This window comes from Cupriavidus sp. H18C2, assembly GCF_049393795.1.
GTDB classification, from domain to species: domain Bacteria; phylum Pseudomonadota; class Gammaproteobacteria; order Burkholderiales; family Burkholderiaceae; genus Cupriavidus; species Cupriavidus pauculus_C.
In genome coordinates this window covers 1,096,427-1,117,468 of the sequence record NZ_CP186010.1, presented here as the reverse complement: position 1 = coordinate 1,117,468, position 21,042 = coordinate 1,096,427, and the positions used below count along the sequence as shown (strand labels likewise).

The following is a 21,042-nucleotide window of genomic DNA, read 5'->3' as shown; positions in this document are numbered from 1 at the left end:
GTTGATGTGCAAAGAATTTAGTTGAGATGTAAGCGGTCGCGGAGGGAAGCCGAGCAGCAAGACATCGACCTTGGGCCAAAGACTGAACGGAGAACGCGATTGGTTTCGCGCCCTTTACAAGGATTGTGGCCTTGCCGGGCTGTCTTCAGAATTCAACTTCGCGCGCTTCCGCCCCTTCGGCCTAGCCCCGACCTTGGGCGGTTGGCTTGGCCAGAACGTCCGGTGTCCATCTGGTTTGACCATCTTGCCGTAGTAGTCGACCTTCGTGATATAGGGCACGACGTCTTTCTTCAGGAAATCCAATTTATCGTGCTGACCGTACCGAATCGAGCCAATACCACGCCTCTTATACTTCCGAACATTGCAGTTACAGGCACCCCCCCCTTCCTCTTGTAATGACGCCTCGCCAATGAGCGCAGATCAGCTCCGTGATACCACCATCCCGGCGCACGATGTCACCATTCAAGAGAGCTATTACGTGGAAATGGTAGCCCTTATCCAGCCCGTATTCCAGTTTGATGGCAAATACCATGCCCTTGCATGCCCCAGGTGGCAATCGATCTTTGAGATCGCGTTTCAGGAAACGCCGTAATGCGGTGCGGTGCTCTCGCACCTCCTCGTATGACATAGCCTGCTCCCCCGATAGCTCTGGGTCACAGTAATACTGCCCATATCCCAAATCAAAGCGCAAAACGAGCACATGGTGGTTGACGCCCAGACAAGCCTCAATCAAGGACCAGAGCCTGTCCTCGTTTTCCTTGGGCTGACGCTCGATAGCTGCACGCCAGTTCTTGAATTCATCGCTGTTGCCCTCCCGACGAATCTGCTCCACGATCTCATTCGAGTATTTTACGTGGAGGGCTAAAATATCATCAGGAAAGCAATTCCTATCTTCGCCCCGTAGCCAATTTAGCCTCGCTACTGTTGCAAATGGCCCGGCTCCATTAGAGAACGCCACTTCGCGCGTCACCGCGTCGTAGTAGATACCGAAGTAGCGATTAAATTTGCCGATGCCTGGATATTTATCGATGATACGATCAAGGTCCAGCCTAAGACACCTCAGGAAACACTCCCCCCCCTTCGACAGCTTGATGGTTCTTGTATTCGGCCTGTTGGCGCGTATAGTTTTGACTGGCACGAGATCCAACAACCGGCGCTTCGTGCCAATCGCTATCTTCACAAACTTGGTAATGTAATCAACGGCGTGAGCGATGGAATCCTCGTCAGGAATAAGCGTAGGCAACACCCCTTCCTCGGTATCCGCGAATACAAGAGCCTCATATGGCTCTATTACCCACGCCCCTTCATCATCAAAATCATTACTCCCCGACACTTTATCAGCCACCGTTACCCTCCTAAATATCCAGGCCACCACTACGGCGTAAGGACCTAGTGGCCAGCTCAGTTATGCATCCTTTTAGGCGCCCTCTATATCGAGCACCCTGCTCGACGTAGCATTTAGGAGACGTGTATTTTTTTACGTTAACTCGAATTAGGAGTAACGCCATAGGGCCATCCCCGTGAGAGATGGCCCTTGATAATTGAGATCGAGATTGGTACCCAGCGCTTTCCGGCGCTTTCTAGGGCGCTCAGATGAAGCCAATCAAGTCATTACTAATGAATGGCAAACGCTAAATTGAATGGAAAAGATAAATACCAACAACGAATGATCCGGAATGGAGAATTGACAGAATCCACGAAAATGCCGATCTCTTGCAGATCGAAACCGTGCGAACTTTGGATTCTGATTTTTTTTGGCTTCGCCAAGTTAGCGTAATAGGCTTGAAGGGAAAATGACATCAGCAGGCAATTGGCAGAGCTCAAGCGGCTGCAGGACCTAGGCGGCATGCACGAGGCATAAGCGTAGCCCTCGGACGGCGAGACCACGTCTCTCCCGCACTGAGGCTGCCTCTTTTCTGTGCCCTAGCCCGTCTCAGTGATACCTGGACCAACAATGCGGTGATACACTGACCAATAGCGCGGTGAGACACTAACCAATAGCGCGGTGAGACACTAACCAATACGATACTGTGACATTGACCAATTCACGTTTTCCGGGTATCAGGACGTATCAGAACGCTGAGACTAGGGCGCATGAGCCACCCGGCCCTGGGATCGTTGGTGCATATGCACTAAAATTCCCGGCCACTGGCCACGAGTATTACGGAAGTGCGAAAGACCTGCGCAAGCAAATTAACCTGCACTTGAAGAGGCTCGCAAAAGGCGAGCACCACAGCTCCAAGGTCCAGCGATTATTCAATACGGGCGCGCCGATGGTGTTCGCGTACGTCTCGACTGAGACCCTGGAAGAAGCCCGGGCGATTACCCGCGAGCACATCGACGCGCTGCGCGGCACGCGTTTGCTTTGTAACGAGCGTACCTCCCCGCTCCAATCCCGGGCGTCTCGTGCGAAAGCGAAACTCGCTTTTCAAACCGAGGCATACAAAATAAAGGCGGGGAAATCCCGTAAGGCGCTCTGGGAGGATCCGGATTATCGGGAGCGCCTATTAACAAAACGCGCAAGTCCAGAAATCCAGGCCAAACGCGCTGCGCATTTCAGACGTATCTCGATCGACGAGGTGGTTTATCCGGGATTAACTGCGGCTGCTCGCGCCACGGGACTAAGTCGGATGACGCTTGACCGGCGTTGCAAAGATTCGGATTACCCGACATACTTCTACCTTCCGCCCTTAATGAGCAGCGCGCGAAATAGCACGTAGTACTCGAAACCTATGTCATTTCGCATGGATCCGAAGAATTGGCACTGCGCGCATAACAAATCCCAGGGCATAGCTAGCCAGCCTCCTGAGCCGAGAAGATCAGTCAATAACCAAATGGAAACTCATGGCAGGAATTTGTCGGCATGCGATTGACCTCCACCGCTTTGCGCCTCGGACTCGAAAGACTTAGAGGCCGTCCCCGGCTGACTGACGGACCTCTCTCGAATTGAGATATTTCGTTGAGCTGCAAGCCAGCCCACTACCCTATCGAATTTCCCTCGGTATCCTTCAATCCGCAGCGGGAGCAATTCCGAATACAATTCAGACAATGCCATCGGCAGCGTCACCAGCGGCCATGATTTGCTCAAAGGCGTTGAATAACAATGCCAAACTGCGGCTGGGTAGCCTCTCGGGGCGAATGCCGCAGCAATGACCGTTCTGGGAATGATTCTTGAGAATTGTTTGCGCTACTCATTGCCGAGCGCGCGCCACCTGCGCAGCCACCCAAGTCTTGATTGCCTCTTCGTCCCAGCCCACTGCACCGCCGGTCGCTCCCAACGGAAAGGAACAGGGGAAAGTGGGGTCGTAGTGCGCCGAACGCGAGTCCATGCGGTTGTAGATTGAACTACGTCCAAGCCCGGTCAATTCCATAACACGGCGCAACCGCGCAATCTTGCCTATCGGTCGACGCTCAGCGGCTGGAGAAGACTTTGCACGATAGTCCACCGCATCATCGCCTTCTAGGCCAAGCCGCCCACCCGTCTTGCTACCGACAGGCTTCTTCACCATTTTCTGCGTTGTGAGGAAGGGCCCAGTATCCCCTCCTCGAGCTTGTTCTACCTCCGGCATAGCAGCCGAGGGACGTTCGCCCCCCGGCACAGTCCGTCGTTGCGTCGCCCACATCTCCGGCCGCGCACAGTTGCCATCATGCGCGAGACCACACCGTTCTAGGTACGCGATCGCCTGCTCGCGCGGAATAAAGCTGCCCATTGCAAGCACGGGAACCGGGACATACCGGCCGTCGACGGCGGTCACGATACCAACAGCAAATTCGTCCTGTAGCGCTTTCCGGTGGCGTGCCAGCGCCATCGCCTGATCGGCCTTGCGCCGCTCAAGGTCCGCTGCCGTCAGCAGAACCGGCTCCCACGCCGGCCGCTTCTCCACACGACGATAGGCATCCAGAAATGCTGCCACCTCTTCGTCCGACATCGGGTAACGCAGGGGGGGCAACTTCGGAAGCTGGCCCTCAAGCCAGAGCCGCTCACTGTCGGTCAAGGCGAACGGCAACCACATTTCTTCAACTTTGTATTGCCAAGGGTCTACTGGAACGTACGGGACACCGCCCGTGGCTTCGTCCTGTTGGTCGGGAATCGACAACTGCTCGAGTGTGCGCCCCTCCTCGGGAATCAGCTTCGTCTCCGACCCAGCCCCAGGAAACCATCCCTGGCCATCCTGAGATGGAGGCGGTGCATAGCCGTGCTTTGCTCTCGTCCCGACAACGCATTCAATCCCCTCGATTGGTCTCTCGTCGACCGGGCAGATGGCCCGAGCTATCGCCAGACAAAAGCAAGAAAACTCGATCAAGGGATCAGAAGGCAATTCGACGCGGGCTCGCACACGTTCCTCTTGGTATTGGCGGTCAATTCCTGAGAGTATACGAGCGAACGAATTACACCGTCGCTCATACGTGCGGAAGTCCCTGGCCGGCTCAAGCTACGATCAACCAGATGGCAAACAACCTGCTAATAGCGTACTCAGAATACAAACTAGGCCCTCCGCCCCCGCCCTATGCTCGTGCAGATTGTCGTTTGGCATGCCGCTTAAGGCTGGGGCACGTCTCGACATTTTCCAGACCGATAAGGTCAGCGACCCAACCGAACTGATGCTCGCGCACCTGCATCCTGGTACGCGTCAACGCCCGAAGCACCGCATCCCTCAGTGCAGCATCACCAATTGATCTTGCCACGGCATGATGCGCGAGAATATCGAGTGTTGTAACTAGCCTTAGTGAGTCAAAGCGCTCAGTGGCGATGCGCGTTGCCTTTTTTTCATCGATTCCTGCGGAGATCTTCCTTGTCCGCGCCATCGCCAACGTTGCAGCCTCGCCATCCCCCAGCGTCGAGGCCGTATCGCCCGAGACAAGCTCCACAAACAACTCTAGCGCATCCTCATCAAGTTCCTCTACCCGCAGGGAGCCACCTGCAATAAGGTCACTCAACAACGCCTTTTCTGGATGCCCGTTCAATGCTCCCCGTTCGATTTCCACGACGACGTTGTGCGTGACAGTGATCGGGATAGACAGCGCTTGTAAAATAGCGGCCGGCTGGCCGGTGGCTAACAGGTTTATGACAACGCTGGCATCCAACACCAGCTTACGATCGTCCTCGTTAAGACAGCTTGAAAAGGTCATCTACTTCATCCTCTTCAGCTTCTGCCTCGTCAAGAAGCTCGCGCACTTTTGGCCGACCCAGCTTAAGCATTTCTGCCATTTGCCCTTCACTGATCAAATCCTTCTTCCATGCATCGATTGCAAGCAGGAAAAGACGCGACGACTGGGTGTCTTCAGCAGTGTATAAAACCTCCGCCTGCTCGCCAATCACCTGGCGCACCTGTGCATCGGTGATACCCCCATTGTCTTTAAACCACTCCCAAGTGCCCTTTTTGGTTAGCTCCAGTTCTTCGAGCCTCAACACCATCGCTTGCCTGGAGACGCCGAAGTAGTGGGCAAGCAGAATGATGTGACGGCGCGTTAGGTGACTTGACCCCGTGGTCAACTCCTTGAATTTTTCCATTACTGCCCGCGCTGGCGTCAGAAATGCCCTCCCGAATGCATTTGCATAGCGCTCCTCGCGCGAATTCTCGTATTTTTCATCTTGATAGACTTCAGGATGACGTCGAGTCGCGATGAAGTGACCGAGCTCATGCGCACCGGTTTGGTTACGCCGATCTCGCCGGTGGCTGGAGTTGATCAGAATGCAGGCACCAACTTCGTCATCATAAGCAAATAGACCCGAGACTTTTGGATCCAACTTCCGAGAGTACACTCGGAGACCAAGCTGCAGCTCCATCAAAGAAATCAAATCCTGAACCGGCCCTTCGCCAAGGCCAAGCCAGTTACGCAGACTCTGGGCATCCTGTTCGGCCTGGGCCCTTATATCCCCAGGCAAGAGCGTCTTCTCCGCCGGATAATTCCTAAGCCTATGGACCCCAAGCACATTCTCGAGCTCGACTTCTGCTCGCACGAGATCGTTTAGCACTCGTGCAGCCTCAACGATACCCTGGTCCTCGTTCTCTGGCAGAGACCGAAATCGGGGTATCAAATCTACATGAACCGCCTCCCGGCGCAGCAGCGAATTGACAGAGATTCCGTAGTGTCGGCTAAGTACTTGTAGCTCGCTGGGGCGCGCGCTCCTTTGTCCTTTTTCGATAGCAACCAGCGTCGTGCGCCCGATGCCGGCGGCTTTTGCCGCCGCATCTTGCGTCACACTGGCAGACTCCCGCGCTACGCGTAGCCTTTCTCCCAACTCTACGGGGGAAAATTCTTGAGTTGGTTTCGTCATCATGCACTACCTATCCATTTCCGCACGAACGATCCAGACCCCAGATCGCCCTTGAACGCCACCCATTCGGAAGCGTGCTGCTTTAATAATTGATCCATACCACTTGCGACCACGTCGTAGCTTTCGCCCAGTGCGCGTGCAATCGATCCGGCAGCTTGTCTCTTTAACAGCTCATACTCTCCCGAGACTTTCAGCAACGCGAGATGCTCAAAATGAAGGACACCTGCGATGGCGTACTCACGCATTGCCGCAGTAGCAAGACCGAAGTCCGCCGCAGCTCCTTCGCGAAACTCGCCAGCCCGCAAGTTCTCCCAGACGTATGTCTCGTCTTGCTCCGTCAATCCGGCCGCATGGACGCTCAGTCGGCGAAGTATGCACGCCGCACACACACCGCACTGACGATGCTTGCGCATAACCGACGTCTGCCGAGCGCCTTGCCAGCAGGAACGTGTTTCGCTCCATTTCGCGTTCCCACCGCACTGCTCGACAAAGGCGCGGAGAGTCTGCCCCTTAGTTGACCAAAGTCGCGGAAAGCGATATCGAATCTGATGTCCAAGCAGCGCCAGAACAAATTTTTCCATCCGCCGCGTAAAAAGCGGATGGTTTCTGTAGTCGGCATAACCCTGGCCGACCGGGAGCAACGCTGCACCCAGGGCCCCCTGTCCGCTCTCCGGAAGAATCACTGAGGGTGCTCCAAGCAAGTATGCCGCTACAGCAGCCACAACACTGAACTTGAACCCACGACTGCGATTACTGTTCTCCGCGTTGTCCTTGTCGAGCTTGACACTGTAAGGCAGCGCTGCGAAAGGCACGTCCAACCCGCCCTTGCTATCGAGGTCATTCTGCCGGCCTGATCCAACGCGCACGCGGACTAGTCGATGACGCAGGCGCAAGAATTCCAGACCATAGGCGGCGCGCGAATCCATGCCCTCGCTATATGCGATGACAGCTTCTGCCTCGCGTGGCAACTCTATAAGGCTCTGCGCAGGCGGCTTCGCTGCCGAACGCCGAGCACGGAAGGAAAACTGCCAAAGATCGCCAGTCAGGAAATTAAGCGCATCAGCCAGCGTTCGCGAAACCGACTGGTCAGCCCATCGCGCAGGATCGTGTACGGGAACAAAAACGCGGAATTTGCGCCCCCAGTTCACCGTTCCCCGGGCTCGACTGCGATCACAGAACTCCACTGCGGCGGCGACAACGAGCGCATCGTACACGACTGACTGCCAATTTACCGAAGCGAACGTCTGCAAAATTTCGGTGTTGAAGCAGATATGTCGATCCAGTTCGCATGCGACCGCTCCAGATCGGGCCACGTGTCCAGGTTCTACTACGTCAACGACGAGCTCTTTCAGCAAAAGCAGCTCTGAGTCGGCTTTCATAGCGGAACGCCCTCGTCGATTGCGTCCTTCTTGCGCAATACGGGTACCCGTGGATTGGCCAGGATCGAACCCAACTCCTGCGGCTTCAAAGCGGAAATGGCCCCTGCAAGCTTTTCACGCACGTCACTTGCCTTGCGCTCACTTGCCTCTCGAATGTAGTGCTCATCGATCGAACGAGCGTTGGCAAAGCAACGGGCCTTCGCAGCCAAGCCGATGGCCTCGAGGAATCCGGCCATCCCAAACTTTCCTTCGTGGACCAATTGAATGCTCCACTCAACTGCGTTCATGCCAAAGACCGAGCCACCGGCCTTGACTCGCGCGCTTTCGAGTTGCTCGAGAGCGACCTCGGGCAACGCCAAGGAGTTCTCTCGCAGACAGAACACGTTCTTTAATGCCTTAATCAACGCGTGCGAGACCTCGTTTTTCCAATCGCTGACGACGGCGCGCTTCGTTGCTTCCGCAACCTCGTCGGAGTTGTACGCAAGCTCCTCTCCGCGTTTCGCAACCATTTTCCAAACATTGCGCATTGGCAAACTTCTGTATGGTCCGTCGCTCATGTTCAGCCCCTAGCGTTTAGTCAGAATTTACAATATAAATTCAGACATTGTCAAATCACGAACATCCAGCATGAACAGACTGTTATTGACGTGCTTTATAGTCGACTTATGAGCACGCAGAACTTGAACGGCGCCATCGATCACGCAAGCGCCTCACGGGAATCAGTCTCTTCGTATGCCGAGGTTGCGCAACGTGCGCAGACCTGCCGGTCGATACTAGCCACAAAGGGTATTAAGCTGCACAATGCCAGCGCTCTAGGGCAGCTCTTTCGCAACGCCGAAAGGGTCGCTGAGGCGTGGGCGACAGGAAGTCGGGATGGAGACATCCGGCAAGTCCTGAACGCCGCGCATGCCGATCGAATCTCCCAATCGATCATTCTGCTTCAGGACGAGCTTCAGATTCTCGAGCCGCTTAAGCGGATCGCAGGCAGCGACATGAATCTGTCCCTCCGAAATCTTTCCCAGGGGAAGGACGCACTCTGGGAACTCAACCTGCTTGCCTTCCTTCGCCAGCGGCAAGTACAGGCCAACTTGATTGACCCTCCCGACATCGTTGCCGAGCTCGGCTTTGGACCATACGGCATCGCCTGCAAGAAGGTCTATTCAGAGCGAGGGGTGGAAGCCCAAATGCGCAAAGGCGCGAAACGGCTTCTACCGTTTCAAGGGCACGGCCTGATTGCCTTGAACCTCGACGATCTGGCTCCCTCCGAGACCCTACTTCGCTGCGAAAGCAAAGAGACAGCTTCGGCCTACTTGCACCAATTCAATTTGGACTTCGTTGAGCGTCATCGACGAGTTCTTCAACGGTTCGTAATGGACGGAAAATGCGATGGCATCCTGGTCTCGACGACAACACCATCGGACATTGAGCATAGTGAGACCCGACTCAATACGTTCACCCAGACAGCCCTATGGACACTGAACGAGATCAGCTTGGGCGCACGCCTTCGTATTGATACAGTTGGCCAAACGATAACGCAGCGCTAGGCATCGCCACGATTCGCCCGGCAAGGCTTACCCGTGCAAAAGATCTGACCGCCATCTGCAGAGATGGCCTGGGCAAGGAAAGAACGTGCGGCGACGTTTGATGATTCGGGACGGCTGACGCTGGCCCGCAGGGTCGCCAGAAAACGCCCGCACCTTTGAGCATTCGGCGCCCGTCAGACTGGTTGGGCACACCAGAAGCGGTCGACTTCCTAGGGCAAAGCCTCTGATGGGCTGAATGATGGGCTAGAAAAACAAAAACCCCGGAAGACCGCGATCTTCCGGGGTTTCGCCGCCATTTCTGGCGGAGACGGAGGGATTCGAACCCTCGATCCAGGTTTTGGCCCGGATGCTCCCTTAGCAGGGGAGTGCCTTCGACCTCTCGGCCACGTCTCCCAAACTTTTGTTGTGCAAGGGAGGCTGCACAACAGAGCGCGTATTCTAGCGAGGCAGTCCCGACTGGTCAACGAATTTTCGATGAACCGTGACAAAAATCGCGGCAATCGGCGCCGCAATCGTGTCGCGCCGGAACGGCCTTACCAGTCGCGGATCACGCCTGATCCAGCTCGAACACCTTGTGGAGCGCGCGCACGGCCAGCTCCATGTACTTCTCGTCGATCAGCACCGAGATCTTGATTTCCGACGTGGAAATCATCTGGATGTTGATGCCCTCTTCCGACAGCGTGCGGAACATCTTGCTGGCGATGCCGACGTGCGAGCGCATGCCCACGCCCACCACCGACACCTTCGACACCTTCGGATCGCCCGACACGCTGGCCGCGCCGATGTGGGCCTTCACGCCGTCGTTCAGGATCGTCAGCGCGCGCTGGTAGTCGGCGCGCGGCACGGTGAACGTGAAGTCGGTCTTGCCCTCGACGGACTGGTTCTGGATGATCATGTCGACGTCGATGTTGGCGTCGGCGATCGGGCCCAGGATCTGGTAGGCGATGCCCGGCTTGTCCGGCACGCCGAGCACGGTGATCTTGGCCTCGTCACGAGCGAAGGCAATGCCGGAGATGACGGCTGCTTCCATTTCAGAATCTTCCTCAAAAGTAATCAGCGTGCCCGAGTGCATTTCCTGCTCGAGCGGCATCAGGGGATCGGTCAGCGACGACAGCACGCGGGTCTTCACGCGGTACTTGCCGGCGAACTCCACCGAGCGGATCTGCAGCACCTTGGAGCCCAGGCTGGCCATTTCCAGCATTTCCTCGAAGGTGATCTGGTCGAGCCGGCGGGCGTCTTCCACCACGCGCGGGTCGGTCGTGTACACGCCGTCCACGTCGGTGTAGATCAGGCACTCGTCGGCCTCGATGGCGGCCGCGATGGCCACGGCCGAGGTGTCCGAGCCGCCGCGGCCCAGCGTGGTGATGTTGCCGTCGTCGTCGATGCCCTGGAAGCCGGTGATGACCACCACCTTGCCCGCCTCCAGGTCACCCAGGATGCGCTCGTCGTCGATCGATTCGATGCGGGCCTTGGTGTAGGCCGAATCGGTCTTCACCGGCACCTGCCAGCCCGTGTAGCTGACCGCGTCGATGCCCTCGCCATGCAGCGCGATGGCCAGCAGGGCCACGCTGGCCTGCTCGCCCGTGGACGCCAGCATGTCCAGTTCGCGCGGGTCCGGCTGCGCGGAAATTTCCTTGGCCAGGCCCAGCAGGCGATTGGTCTCGCCCGACATGGCCGAAGGCACCACGACTACGCGGTGACCGGCGCGGTGCCACTTGGCCACGCGCTTGGCGACATTCTTGATGCGTTCCGTAGAACCCATCGAAGTGCCGCCGTATTTGTGAACGATGAGAGCCATCTTCTTGTCGACGCCAGCGATTGTGCAAAGCCGATGAAATTACACGATGCGTCGCGTCCCGTAAAGGCCAGCGGGCGAAGAAAGGCCAAAAACGTGGCAAATTTGACGCTGTTTTTATGTGAACTAAATTCACATGGAGAATTCAATCTGTCCCTATTTATGAGGTAAGGTGGAGCCACCCGGCCCGCTTGCCACCGCTTCAGCGTCCGGCAACCGGCGTCGCCAGCCACTCCACGCGCCAGCGCGGCGCCCCCTCCACGGCGGCCGGCCAGCGGCGATGCATGCCCAGGCCGCCGGCCATCACAAGCTGCTGGCCACCCTCGGTCGATGCGCTCCACAGCAGCGGCAGATACAGGCGGCGCCAGGCCGGGATGCCGGCCTCCTGGTACGCCTGCTTCAGCGCCCGCGCCGGGCCGCCGGGCCGCAGGACGATGCGTTCGCCGCCGGCCCTCGCGGCCAGCCGCAGCGGTGCGCGCAGCACGGCTTCAGGCACGCCGAAGGTGTCGTCCCGCGCGAAATGCAGTTCGCCCCGCCATGCTGGCACCACGATGCGGGCTTCGCCGTGCCAGTCGAACGCGAACGGCGCCGGCGTCTCGTCGGGCACGCGTTGGCAGGCCAGCACGCGGCCACGGAACCGGCGCAGCACCAGCCCATCGTGCGCAATGGCGGGCTCTCCGCCGCCATGTTCGATCAACTGCGCGCGCATCGCCGCCAGCCGCGCGGTGCTGGGCGGCTGGGCGCCGAGGTCGCGCAGCCAGTGCCGGAGCACCGCATCGGCGTGCTCGGCCGGCAAGGCGCGCAGGCCGGCGAGGTCGAGTTCAGAAAGGGTATCGGCATCGCGCCCGGCGCAGACCAGCCGCGACAGCGCCTGCTCGGCCAGCGCATCGAGCATGCCGGCGGCCTGGCCGAAATGGGCGGCGGCCTGGGTCACATTCTCGTAAAGCGCGGGGAATGCCTGCAGCAGCCCCGGTAACTGCGCGCGCAGCGCGTTGCGGGCGAACCGTGTGTCGGCATTCGAAGGGTCGTCGATCCAGCGCAGGCCGTGCGCGTGGCAATAGGCATCGATATCGGCACGCGACACGTCGAGCCAGGGCCGCAGCAACTGCACGTCGCCGCGCGCATCGAGCGGCCGGCGCGCCGGCATCCCGGCCATGCCGGCCACGCCGGTGCCCCGGAACAGCCGCAGCAGCACGGTTTCCACCTGGTCGTCGCGATGATGGGCGAACAGCAGCAGCCGGGCGCCCTGCTCACGGCACATCCGCCCCAGGGCGTCATAGCGGGCGCGTCGCGCGGCGGCCTCGATGCCCTCGCCCGCCATCGGCCGAACGGCGACACGGGTACTGGCCGGCGGCACGTCGAGCTCGGCACAGAGCGTCGCGCAGAAGTCGTCCCATGCATCGGCCTGCGGCTGGAGCCCGTGATGGACGTGCAGCGCCACCAGCCGCGCCAGCGGCCACGTAGCGGCCAGCGCCGCGCGCGCGGCATGCAACAGCGCCACGGAATCGCGCCCGCCCGACAGCGCCACGGCCACGGTGGCGGGCGGCGTGCCGGCGGCTTCCGGGGCGCCAGAAACAACAAAGGCCGCACTGGCCTGTAGAGCCTGTGCGACCTTGTCGGTCAGACGCGCGGTCAGGTGCGTCGGGTCTTCGGTGCCCACGTCACTCCTGGGCGCCGGTTTCCTTGAACTTGCCATAGGCCATCAGGCGCTCGTGGCGGCGCGCCTGCAGTTCCTTGACGCTCATGCCCTGGAACTGGCGCAGCGATTCGGCCAGCGACCGCTTGAGCATCGTCGCCATGCCCTTCGGGTCGCGGTGGGCACCGCCAAGCGGCTCGTTGATGATCTTGTCGACCAGGCCCAGCGCCTTCAGGCGGTGCGCGGTCAGGCCCAGCGCCTCGGCGGCTTCCGGGGCCTTCTCGGCCGTCTTCCACAGGATCGACGCGCAGCCTTCCGGCGAAATCACGGCGTACGTGGCGAACTGCAGCATCTGCACGACGTCGCCCACGGCAATCGCCAGCGCGCCGCCCGAGCCGCCCTCGCCGATGATCGTGGCGATCAGGGGCACCTTCAGGCCAGCCATGACGTAGAGGTTGTGGCCGATCGCCTCCGACTGGCCGCGCTCCTCGGCGTCGATGCCCGGGAACGCGCCCGGGGTATCGACGAACGTGAAGATCGGCAGGCCGAACTTGTCGGCCAGTTCCATCAGGCGCTTGGCCTTGCGGTAGCCCTCGGGCTTGGACATGCCGAAGTTGCGCAGCGCGCGTTCCTTCGTGTCGCGGCCCTTCTGGTGGCCGATGACCATGCACGCCTGGCCGTTGAAGCGCGCCAGGCCGCCGACGATCGACAGGTCGTCGGCAAACGCACGGTCGCCGTGCAGTTCATGGAAGTCGGTGAAGATCTCGCGCACATAGTCCAGCGTGTACGGACGCTGCGGGTGGCGCGCGATCTGCGCAACCTGCCACGGGGTCAGGTTGGCATAGATATCCTTGGTCAGCTGCTGGCTCTTGCCGGCCAGCCGCGAAATCTCTTCGGAAATGTCGACAGCCGAGTCGTCCTGCACAAAGCGCAGTTCTTCGATCTTTGCCTCGAGCTCGGCAATCGGCTGCTCGAAATCCAGGAAGGTGGTTTTCATAAAAACGCGGACCTGTCTGTGAAGGGGCGCATTCTACCGGAAAAACTCCAGAAGACTGCGACCCAATATGTTGATTTCTATGCATTTTTGGCAGGCGTCAACCCCGCCGATGCCTCATGCTGCCACTTCCTGCCGCTAATACGTCACTGGCAGGGGGTCCAGGCTGCGCCACATGTACCACGTGGCCACGGTGCGCCAGGGCTCCCAGTTGGCCGCCACCTCGCGCGCCTCGCTGCGGGTGACGGGTTCGCCACTGAAATAGTTGGCCGAGATCGCGTTGATCAGGCCCACGTCATCCAGAGGCAGGACGTTCGGACGCATCAGATTGAACATCAGGAACATCTCGGCCGTCCAGCGCCCGATGCCCCGGATCTGCGTCAGCTCGGCGATCACGGCCTCGTCGTCCATGCCGGCCCAGTCGTTCACGTGGACCGTGCCGGCCTTGAAGTGGCTGGCCAGGTCGGTGATGTACTCGGCCTTGCGCTTGGACAACCCGCACCCGGCCAGTTGCTCGTTGCCCGCGCGCAGGAACTGGGCCGGCGTGACGCGCGGACACAGCGTCACCAGCCGTTCCCACACCGACTGCGCCGCCTTGACCGAGATCTGCTGGCCGACGATGGATCGCGCCAGCGTGATGAACGGGTCACCGCGCGACACCAGGTGGGCGGGCCCGTACGTCGGAATCATCTTGCGCAGGATGCGGTCGCGCTTCATCAGGTCGGCGCAGGCCTCGTCCCAGTAGGCCGGGCGCACGGCGTCGACCACGGTCTCCACCGGCAGCGGCACGGCCTGCGCCTCGGGCAGGTCGACCTTGCGGCCCTTGCCGCCGGTCCTGGTGGCGGCAGCCGCCTTCGGCTCGTCGCGCGCCGGCACCCTGGGCACCTGCCTGGCGGCGGCCTTGCCGGCAGGCTTGGGCGCGACGGTTGCGGATTTCGGCTTGCGCGCGGCAGCGTTCAAGCACGCCTCCACTCGGTGGCACCACCCGGCTTGTCTTCCAGGACCACGCCGGCCTCCAGCAACGCCGCGCGGATGCGATCCGCCTCGGCAAAGTTGCGCTCGGCCTTGGCCGCGCGGCGTGCCGCGATCTGCGCGTCGATCTGTTCGGCGCTGAGCCCGTCCACGCTGGCCCCGCCCTGCAGGAAAGTGTGCGGATCGCGCTCCAGCAGGCCCAGCGTGCCGGCCAGCGCCTTGAGCTGGTGGGCGGCCTGGAGCGAGCCGGACCGGTTCACCTCGCTGGCCAGGTCGAACAGCACCGACATGGCGATCGGCGTGTTGAAGTCGTCGCTCATCGCCTCGGCAAAGCGGCGCGCGTGCGCCTCGTCCCAGTCCACGGCACAGCCGCCCGGCTGCGTTTCCTTGAGCGCCGTGTACAGGCGCGTCAGCGCATGGCGGGCGTCGTCCAGGTGGGCGTCGCTGTAGTTCAGCGGGCTGCGGTAGTGCGCGCGCAGAATGAAGAAGCGCACGACCTCGGGGTCGTACTGCTTGAGCACTTCGCGGATCGTGAAGAAATTGCCAAGCGATTTCGACATCTTCTCGTCATTGATACGCACGAAGCCGTTGTGCATCCACATGTTGACGAACGGCTTGCCGCTGGCGCCTTCGGACTGCGCGATCTCGTTCTCGTGGTGCGGGAACTGCAGGTCGGCGCCGCCGCCGTGGATGTCGAAATGCTCGCCCAGCAACGTGCAGCTCATGGCGGAGCATTCAATATGCCAGCCCGGGCGGCCGCTGCCCCACTTCGAATCCCACTTGCTCTCGGGCGGCTCAGACTCCTTGGCCGACTTCCACAGCACGAAGTCCAGCGGGTCCTGCTTGGCGTCGTTGGCGCTCACGCGCTCGCCGGCGCGCAGGTCCTCCAGCGACTTGCCGGACAGCTTGCCGTAGCCCGGGAACTTGCGCACCGAGAAGTTCACGTCGCCATCGGCCGCCTGGTAGGCCAGGCCGCGGGCTTCGAGCTTGTCGATGATGTTGAGCATCTGCGGCACGAATTCCGTGGCGCGCGGCTCGTAGTCGGGCCGGATCACGCCCAGCGCGGCCGCGTCCTCGTGCATGAACTGGATGAAGCGCGTGGTGAGCTGGCCGATGGTCTCGCCGTTCTCGGCCGCCCGGCGGATGATCTTGTCGTCGATGTCGGTGATGTTCTGCACATACGTCACATCGTAGCCGGCGGCGCGCAGCCAGCGGCGCACCATGTCGAACACCACCATCACCCGCGCGTGGCCCACGTGGCAGTAGTCGTACACGGTCATGCCGCACACGTACATGCGGACCTTGCCGGGTTCGATTGGCACGAAAGGCTGCTTCTCACGCGCGAGCGTGTTGTAGATGTTCAGTTGCTGCATGGAGCTTGTGTGATGAGTGGCAGGGCGGCGTGCGCGGCGGGCGCGCCATGGCGCACGGGCCCCATATCTTACCGGAACCCTGCTGGGCCGGCCGGGGGACGGGTGGCGGCGCCTGGGGCGCGTCGTGCACGCCGTGCCGCTTTGCTAGAATGCCGCGGAGTATAACGGACCGCCCTTACATGAGCTTGCTTCTGCCTTTCCCGATCTCCGCGACGGCCCGCCGTGGCGCCGCCCTTTCCGTCGCGCTTCCCGTCGCGGGTGCGCTGGCGATCGCCGGGGCGCTGCTGGCCCGGCCGGCCGCCGCCCAGAACGGCCCGATGTCGATGCCCGCGGCGACGGTGACCACCGGCGGCGTGGCGTCGGCGGACCCCGGCATGGTGCCCGCGCAGAAGGCCGTCAACGACCAGCGCTACGACGACGCCATCAAGGGCTTCGACAAGGTGCTGGCCAGCAACCCGCGCAACGCCCAGGCCCGCTTCCAGCGCGCGTGGGCCATGGCCAAGGCCGGCCGCGAGGACGAAGCCATCCAGGCCTTCGCCGAGATGGCGCAGGACTTTCCCGAGTTGCCCGAGCCGCACAACAACCTGGCCCTGCTCTATGCCAAGCGCGGCGACCTGAAGCGCGCCGAGGCCGAGTTGCTGCTGGCCATCGATGCCAAGCCCGACTACGCCATCGCCTACAGCAACCTGGGCGACGTCTACCGGCGCCTGGCGGAAAAGGCGTATGGCGATGCGGTACGCCGCAACCCCGCCGACGCCCGCGCCGCCGCCAGCCTGCAGCAGCTTGGCGGCACGCCGGCCCCGGCCAGTGCGCCGGCCGCCGCGCCGCGCGTGCGCAAGGCGCCCGCCAGCGCCCCCGCGGCCCGCTGACCCCGGCACATCGCGGCGGACGGGCCCGCGCCCGGCCGCTGCCGCCCGATCTCCCTTGATTTACCTGCACTGAAAGACGGAGTTCCAGACATGACCCTTTCCCGACGCATCGTCCTGGCCGGCCTGATGGCCGCCGCCACCGCGCTGAGCCCGCTGGCCGCCATGGCCCAGGGCGCCAGCCCGGCCGCCGCCGCTCCCAAGGCCGAGCGTGTGCAGTTCGTCACCAACGCCGGCAAGTTCACGATCGAGGTCTACCCCGACGCCGCGCCCAAGACCGTGGCCAACTTCATGGAATACGTGAAAAGCGGCTTCTACAGCGGCACCATCTTCCACCGCGTGATCAACGGCTTCATGGTGCAGGGCGGCGGCTTTGACCGCGACATGAAGGAAAAGCCCACGCGCGCGCCAATCCCGCTGGAGTCGCAGAACGGCCTCAAGAACAAGGCCGGCACCGTGGCCATGGCGCGCACGTCGAACCCGAACTCGGCCACGGCCCAGTTCTTCGTCAATGTGGTGGATAATCCGAACCTCGACTACCCGCAGCCCGATGGCAACGGATATGCCGTCTTCGGCAAGGTGGTGGAAGGCATGGACACGATCGACAAGATCAAGACCACGCCGACCACGGCCTACGGCGCCATGCGCAACGTGCCGGCCGCCCCGGTCGTGATCGAGTCCGCCACCGTCGTCACCAAGTAACTCCCGGCCCGCCGCCGCGCGGGCCTCACCGTCACCAGACAGAGGTCACCCATGAGCAAGGTACAACTCCAAACGACGCAAGGCGTCATCACCATCGAACTGGACGCCGAGAAGGCCCCCAAGACGGTGGAGAACTTCCTGTCGTACGTGCGCAAGGGCCACTATGACAACACGATCTTCCACCGCGTCATCAAGAACTTCATGATCCAGGGCGGCGGCTTCGAGCCGGGCATGAAGCAAAAGGACACCGACGCGCCGATCGAGAACGAAGCCGGCAACGGCCTGAAGAACGACCGCTACACGGTGGCCATGGCCCGCACCAACGCGCCGCACTCGGCCACGGCGCAGTTCTTCATCAACGTGGTGGACAACGACTTCCTGAACTTCAGCTCGCCCACGCCGCAGGGCTTCGGCTACGCCGTGTTCGGCAAGGTCGTGGAAGGCACCGACGTCGTGGACGCCATCAAGGCCGTGCGCACGGGCAGCTCGGGCTTCCACCAGGACGTGCCGATGGACGACGTGGTGATCCAGAAGGCCACCATCGTCGAATAATCGTTCGACCGCCCTCTTCCTCCCCCACGCGGCATGCCGCTCGTGAACCGACCTTTCCGACCCGCATGACCGCAACCCTGCCCGCGCCGGCAGCCGCACCGATCGAGGTGCCGGCGCCGGCGTGGTTCATTTCCGATCTCCACCTGACGCCGGGCATACCCCGCACGCTGGCTGCCTTCCAGCACGTGCTGGACGACGCCGCGCGGCAGGCCCGCGCGCTGTTCATCCTGGGCGATTTCTTCGAGTTCTGGGTTGGCGACGAGGAGACCGATACGCCGTTCGCGGCCGGCATCGCGGCGGCGCTGCGCCGGCTGGCCGATACGGGCGTGCCGGTCTTCCTGATGCACGGCAACCGCGACTTCCTGATCGGCCAGCGCTTTGCGCGGGCGGCCGGTGCCACGCTGCTGCCGGACCCGACCGTGATTGACTGCGGCGGCGCGCGCGTGGTGCTGAGCCACGGCGACCTGCTCTGCATCGACGATCCGCGCTACAACCGCTTCCGGCACTGGACGCGCAAGGGCTGGGTGCAGCGGCTGTTCCTGGCGTTGCCGCTGAACACGCGGCTGAAGATTGCCCGGCGGCTGCGGGCCGACAGCGAGGCCGGCCGTGCGCGCCAGGCCGACGGTGCGGCGCCGCCGGACTATGGCGATGCGTCGCCGGCGGCCGTCGAGGCGCTGCTGGCATCGAGCGCGGCCCACACGCTGGTCCATGGCCACACCCATCGCCCGGCGCGCCACACGCATGCCGGCGGCGAACGCTGGGTGCTGACCGACTGGGATCTCGACGGCCGGCGCCCGCGCGCGGCCGTCCTGCAACTGGACGCCGACGGCTTCCGCCTGCTGCCGCGGGTGGACTGACCAGAGCCCCCGGCCCTGCCCCGCCGCACGCCGGCGGGCGCTATTTCATCAGCTTGCGCAGTTCGCTGGCGTCGAAGCGATCGTTCGGCGTGTTCTCCAGGTGCTCGCCCAGCCGGTCCAGCGCGGCCAGCACGGCCTCGATCCGGTCATGCTGCTTGGCCGCGTTGTCGATCAGGCTCTTCAGGGCCAGCGACACCGGATCGTCGGCATTCGGCGTGATGCCGTAGGCCGAGAACTCCTGTTTGGCGCCCTGCTGCGTGGCCGGCGCGTCCGGCATGATGATGCGGGCCGGGATGCCCACGGCCGTGGCGCCCGGCGGCACCGGCTTGAGCACCACCGCGTTCGATCCCACGCGCGCGCCGTCGCCCACCTCGAATCCGCCCAGCACCTTGGCGCCGGCGCTGACCACCACGCCCGCGCCCAGCGTCGGGTGGCGCTTCTGGCCCTTGTAGAGCGACGTGCCGCCCAGCGTGACGCCCTGGTAGATCGTGCAGTCGTCGCCAATCTCGGCTGTCTCGCCAATCACCACGCCCATGCCGTGGTCGATGAACACGCGCCGGCCCAGCCGGACGGCGGGATGGATCTCGATGCCGGTCAGCCAGCGCGACCAGTGCGAGATCCAGCGGCCCAGCCAGTGGAATCCGCCGCGCCAGCAGGCGTGGGCCACGCGATGGAACATCACCGCGTGCAGCCCCGGATAGCAGGTCAGCACTTCCAGGCGGCTGCGCGCGGCGGGGTCGCGCCGCATGATGGCATCGATATCTTCCTTCAGGCGAGTGAACATCTTCGTCGTGTCGTGTTGCCGGGCCGTGCGCGCGTCCGCACGGCATGCGGACGGCGCCGGCGCGGTCATGAGCCGGTAGGGCCTGATTCTGGTAGGGGGACGGCCTCGCGGTGGCGAGCAGGGAGTGTAAGAGATTTAAGCGCCTGCCGCCGGGCCCTGAGGCCATCAGGGCTTTTCGGGTCGCGGCGGCTTCAACATCGCGCGGGCTGGCCGGCGCAGGCGCGCGGCGTCTCACGGCCGGGGGCGGGGCCGCGGATGGCGCGCTGCATGTCGGGTGCCGGGACGCGGGTCACGGAATTCAGCCTTCCTTGTTGCCTTCGGTCTGCCTGCCGGCCAGCAGCATGCGCTTGGCGATGCCGCGCAGGATGTTCACTTCCTCGCGCTCCAGCCCGGCCCGGGCAAACATGCGCCGCAGGCGCGGCATCAGCTTGCGGGGGTTGTCGGGGTCCAGGAAGCCGATGGCCACCAGCCCGGCCTGGAAATGGTCGAACATCGATTCGACCTGCTCCGTCGTGGCCGGCTCGCCAGCATAGCCGATATTCGGTGCGCCGTCCGGCACCACGCCGGCCGCCGCGTGGGCGTCCAGCAGCGCCAGCCGCAGCTCGTAGGCCACCAGTTGCACGGCCTGGGCCAGGTTCAGCGACGCATAGGCCGGATTGGCGGGAATATGGGTCACGGCCGAGCAGCGCAGCACCGCTTCGTTGGGCAGCCCGTAGCGCTCGTTGCCGAACACCAGGGCGATCTCCGCGCCGTCGTCGGCCGCCAGCAACGCACTACCCCGGGCCGCGGCGGCGCGCGGCAGCAGGCGCGGCGGGCCGAATTCGCGCTGGCGGGCCGTCATCGCCACCGTGAAGGCCGTGCCGGCCAGCGCCGCCTCGATGTCGTCGACGATCCGCGCGCCGGCCAGCACGTCGTCGGCCCCGCTGGCCATGGCCACGGCGTCCGGATGGGCCAGCACGCCCGGCTCGCGCGGCGACACCAGCACCAGGCTGCCCGGCGCGTCGCCAAAGCCCATCGTCTTCATGGCCCGGGCCACGGACCCGACATTGCCCGGGTGGCTGGTTTCCACCAGCACCACGCGCACACGGGAAAAAATGCCGGACAAGCCACCGGCGACGGCGTCCGCGGGGGCCTGCCCCGCCTGGGAATTCAATGCGTCAGTCATCTGGGATGCCCTGGCCGCGGCGTTTGCCGTGCGCGACTCGTATGGCGGGCCGGGTTCCTATACAATGCAGCCTTCCAATTGCGGCGCGGCGCCCGAAGCTCTGGCGACGCCCCTCGTTCTTCGACAATCCGTTGTGCTGTTCG

At 62.5% G+C, this 21,042-nt stretch carries 19 protein-coding genes and 1 tRNA gene; 6 read left to right on the top strand and 14 right to left on the bottom strand.

What is annotated here, in order from left to right; genetic code table 11:
• Positions 1 to 367: 367 nt before the first annotated feature.
• A complete protein-coding gene (locus EPAKOI_RS05335) occupies positions 368 to 1,345 on the bottom strand; it encodes a hypothetical protein (RefSeq protein ID WP_423193156.1) in 978 nt (325 codons plus the stop codon).
• A 691-nt stretch (positions 1,346 to 2,036) separates the two neighbouring features.
• Between EPAKOI_RS05335 and EPAKOI_RS05330 the strand changes: the two genes are divergently transcribed.
• Positions 2,037 to 2,720 (top strand): hypothetical protein, encoded by a 684-nt coding sequence (locus EPAKOI_RS05330; protein ID WP_423193155.1) that lies wholly within the window; start codon positions 2,037 to 2,039, stop codon positions 2,718 to 2,720.
• Positions 2,721 to 3,191: 471 nt separating this feature from the next.
• Here the strand turns inward: EPAKOI_RS05330 and EPAKOI_RS05325 are convergent, their stop codons facing one another.
• From EPAKOI_RS05325 to EPAKOI_RS05305, 5 genes are all read right to left on the bottom strand, one after another.
• Positions 3,192 to 4,097, bottom strand: a complete 906-nt coding sequence (locus EPAKOI_RS05325) for an AlpA family phage regulatory protein (protein WP_423193154.1) — start codon at positions 4,095 to 4,097, stop codon at positions 3,192 to 3,194.
• Positions 4,098 to 4,506: 409 nt separating this feature from the next.
• A complete protein-coding gene (locus EPAKOI_RS05320; RefSeq protein WP_423193153.1) occupies positions 4,507 to 5,130 on the bottom strand; it encodes a hypothetical protein in 624 nt (207 codons plus the stop codon).
• Entirely contained in the window at positions 5,108 to 6,283 is a 1,176-nt protein-coding gene (locus EPAKOI_RS05315) for an ImmA/IrrE family metallo-endopeptidase (RefSeq protein ID WP_423193152.1), read from the bottom strand. The genes EPAKOI_RS05320 and EPAKOI_RS05315 overlap by 23 nt, the downstream gene beginning before the upstream one ends.
• Complete coding sequence (locus EPAKOI_RS05310) at positions 6,280 to 7,659, bottom strand: 7-cyano-7-deazaguanine synthase (protein ID WP_423193151.1); 1,380 nt, start codon at positions 7,657 to 7,659, stop codon at positions 6,280 to 6,282. Before EPAKOI_RS05310 ends, EPAKOI_RS05315 begins: the two co-directional genes overlap by 4 nt.
• Positions 7,656 to 8,216 (bottom strand): hypothetical protein, encoded by a 561-nt coding sequence (locus EPAKOI_RS05305; RefSeq protein WP_423193150.1) that lies wholly within the window; start codon positions 8,214 to 8,216, stop codon positions 7,656 to 7,658. The genes EPAKOI_RS05310 and EPAKOI_RS05305 overlap by 4 nt, the downstream gene beginning before the upstream one ends.
• Before the next feature lie 108 nt (positions 8,217 to 8,324).
• Between EPAKOI_RS05305 and EPAKOI_RS05300 the strand changes: the two genes are divergently transcribed.
• Positions 8,325 to 9,203 (top strand): hypothetical protein, encoded by an 879-nt coding sequence (locus EPAKOI_RS05300; RefSeq protein WP_423193149.1) that lies wholly within the window; start codon positions 8,325 to 8,327, stop codon positions 9,201 to 9,203.
• Positions 9,204 to 9,502: 299 nt separating this feature from the next.
• On the opposite strand, the gene EPAKOI_RS05295 is transcribed toward EPAKOI_RS05300, so the two are convergent.
• The 6 genes from EPAKOI_RS05295 to cysS form a co-directional block, all read right to left on the bottom strand.
• Positions 9,503 to 9,596: transfer RNA gene (locus EPAKOI_RS05295), tRNA-Ser, on the bottom strand.
• Between the two features lie 154 nt (positions 9,597 to 9,750).
• Positions 9,751 to 11,001: an aspartate kinase gene (locus EPAKOI_RS05290; RefSeq protein WP_124684645.1), complete on the bottom strand. Its 1,251-nt coding sequence runs from the start codon at positions 10,999 to 11,001 to the stop codon at positions 9,751 to 9,753.
• A gap of 199 nt (positions 11,002 to 11,200) precedes the next feature.
• Positions 11,201 to 12,694, bottom strand: coding sequence for a tRNA lysidine(34) synthetase TilS (tilS, locus tag EPAKOI_RS05285; RefSeq protein ID WP_423193148.1), 1,494 nt, complete (start codon positions 12,692 to 12,694; stop codon positions 11,201 to 11,203).
• On the bottom strand, positions 12,660 to 13,631 hold the full coding sequence (locus EPAKOI_RS05280) for an acetyl-CoA carboxylase carboxyltransferase subunit alpha (RefSeq protein WP_124684646.1): 972 nt from the start codon (positions 13,629 to 13,631) through the stop codon (positions 12,660 to 12,662). The genes tilS and EPAKOI_RS05280 overlap by 35 nt, the downstream gene beginning before the upstream one ends.
• Before the next feature lie 135 nt (positions 13,632 to 13,766).
• A complete protein-coding gene (locus EPAKOI_RS05275; protein ID WP_423193147.1) occupies positions 13,767 to 14,588 on the bottom strand; it encodes a DNA-3-methyladenine glycosylase family protein in 822 nt (273 codons plus the stop codon).
• The gene (gene cysS / locus EPAKOI_RS05270; RefSeq protein ID WP_423193146.1) at positions 14,585 to 15,973 is read right to left on the bottom strand and encodes a cysteine--tRNA ligase; all 1,389 of its coding nucleotides are present in this window, start codon (positions 15,971 to 15,973) and stop codon (positions 14,585 to 14,587) included. The genes EPAKOI_RS05275 and cysS overlap by 4 nt, the downstream gene beginning before the upstream one ends.
• Positions 15,974 to 16,152: 179 nt before the next feature.
• Between cysS and EPAKOI_RS05265 the strand changes: the two genes are divergently transcribed.
• The 4 genes from EPAKOI_RS05265 to EPAKOI_RS05250 all read left to right on the top strand — a co-directional run bounded on the left by EPAKOI_RS05265 (position 16,153) and on the right by EPAKOI_RS05250 (position 18,950).
• The gene (locus EPAKOI_RS05265; protein ID WP_124684649.1) at positions 16,153 to 16,842 is read left to right on the top strand and encodes a tetratricopeptide repeat protein; all 690 of its coding nucleotides are present in this window, start codon (positions 16,153 to 16,155) and stop codon (positions 16,840 to 16,842) included.
• A 90-nt stretch (positions 16,843 to 16,932) separates the two neighbouring features.
• Positions 16,933 to 17,541 (top strand): peptidylprolyl isomerase, encoded by a 609-nt coding sequence (locus EPAKOI_RS05260; RefSeq protein ID WP_423193145.1) that lies wholly within the window; start codon positions 16,933 to 16,935, stop codon positions 17,539 to 17,541.
• A gap of 51 nt (positions 17,542 to 17,592) precedes the next feature.
• Complete coding sequence (locus EPAKOI_RS05255; RefSeq protein WP_124684651.1) at positions 17,593 to 18,093, top strand: peptidylprolyl isomerase; 501 nt, start codon at positions 17,593 to 17,595, stop codon at positions 18,091 to 18,093.
• 65 nt (positions 18,094 to 18,158) lie between these two features.
• Positions 18,159 to 18,950 carry a UDP-2,3-diacylglucosamine diphosphatase gene (locus EPAKOI_RS05250; RefSeq protein WP_423193144.1) on the top strand — a complete coding sequence of 264 codons (792 nt, stop codon included), beginning with the start codon at positions 18,159 to 18,161 and terminating at the stop codon, positions 18,948 to 18,950.
• 40 nt (positions 18,951 to 18,990) lie between these two features.
• On the opposite strand, the gene cysE is transcribed toward EPAKOI_RS05250, so the two are convergent.
• Together cysE and EPAKOI_RS05240 are read right to left on the bottom strand one after the other, a co-directional pair.
• A complete protein-coding gene (gene cysE, locus EPAKOI_RS05245; RefSeq protein WP_124684653.1) occupies positions 18,991 to 19,734 on the bottom strand; it encodes a serine O-acetyltransferase in 744 nt (247 codons plus the stop codon).
• A 298-nt stretch (positions 19,735 to 20,032) separates the two neighbouring features.
• On the bottom strand, positions 20,033 to 20,899 hold the full coding sequence (locus tag EPAKOI_RS05240; RefSeq protein ID WP_423193143.1) for an RNA methyltransferase: 867 nt from the start codon (positions 20,897 to 20,899) through the stop codon (positions 20,033 to 20,035).
• Positions 20,900 to 21,042: the final 143 nt, after the last annotated feature.

What these genes read in the sequence shown, in the direction of transcription:
- EPAKOI_RS05320 (WP_423193153.1), bottom strand. Translation starts at nt 5,130, where the DNA reads ATGACCTTTTCAAGCTGTCTTAACGAGGACGATCGTAAGCTGGTGTTG.
- EPAKOI_RS05315 (WP_423193152.1), bottom strand. Translation starts at nt 6,283, where the DNA reads ATGATGACGAAACCAACTCAAGAATTTTCCCCCGTAGAGTTGGGAGAA.
- EPAKOI_RS05310 (WP_423193151.1), bottom strand. Translation starts at nt 7,659, where the DNA reads ATGAAAGCCGACTCAGAGCTGCTTTTGCTGAAAGAGCTCGTCGTTGAC.
- EPAKOI_RS05305 (WP_423193150.1), bottom strand. Translation starts at nt 8,216, where the DNA reads ATGAGCGACGGACCATACAGAAGTTTGCCAATGCGCAATGTTTGGAAA.
- EPAKOI_RS05300 (WP_423193149.1), top strand. Translation starts at nt 8,325, where the DNA reads ATGAGCACGCAGAACTTGAACGGCGCCATCGATCACGCAAGCGCCTCA.
- EPAKOI_RS05290 (WP_124684645.1), bottom strand. Translation starts at nt 11,001, where the DNA reads ATGGCTCTCATCGTTCACAAATACGGCGGCACTTCGATGGGTTCTACG.
- tilS (WP_423193148.1), bottom strand. Translation starts at nt 12,694, where the DNA reads ATGGCAAGTTCAAGGAAACCGGCGCCCAGGAGTGACGTGGGCACCGAA.
- EPAKOI_RS05280 (WP_124684646.1), bottom strand. Translation starts at nt 13,631, where the DNA reads ATGAAAACCACCTTCCTGGATTTCGAGCAGCCGATTGCCGAGCTCGAG.
- cysS (WP_423193146.1), bottom strand. Translation starts at nt 15,973, where the DNA reads ATGCAGCAACTGAACATCTACAACACGCTCGCGCGTGAGAAGCAGCCT.
- EPAKOI_RS05265 (WP_124684649.1), top strand. Translation starts at nt 16,153, where the DNA reads ATGAGCTTGCTTCTGCCTTTCCCGATCTCCGCGACGGCCCGCCGTGGC.
- EPAKOI_RS05260 (WP_423193145.1), top strand. Translation starts at nt 16,933, where the DNA reads ATGACCCTTTCCCGACGCATCGTCCTGGCCGGCCTGATGGCCGCCGCC.
- EPAKOI_RS05255 (WP_124684651.1), top strand. Translation starts at nt 17,593, where the DNA reads ATGAGCAAGGTACAACTCCAAACGACGCAAGGCGTCATCACCATCGAA.
- EPAKOI_RS05250 (WP_423193144.1), top strand. Translation starts at nt 18,159, where the DNA reads ATGACCGCAACCCTGCCCGCGCCGGCAGCCGCACCGATCGAGGTGCCG.
- cysE (WP_124684653.1), bottom strand. Translation starts at nt 19,734, where the DNA reads ATGTTCACTCGCCTGAAGGAAGATATCGATGCCATCATGCGGCGCGAC.
- EPAKOI_RS05240 (WP_423193143.1), bottom strand. Translation starts at nt 20,899, where the DNA reads ATGACTGACGCATTGAATTCCCAGGCGGGGCAGGCCCCCGCGGACGCC.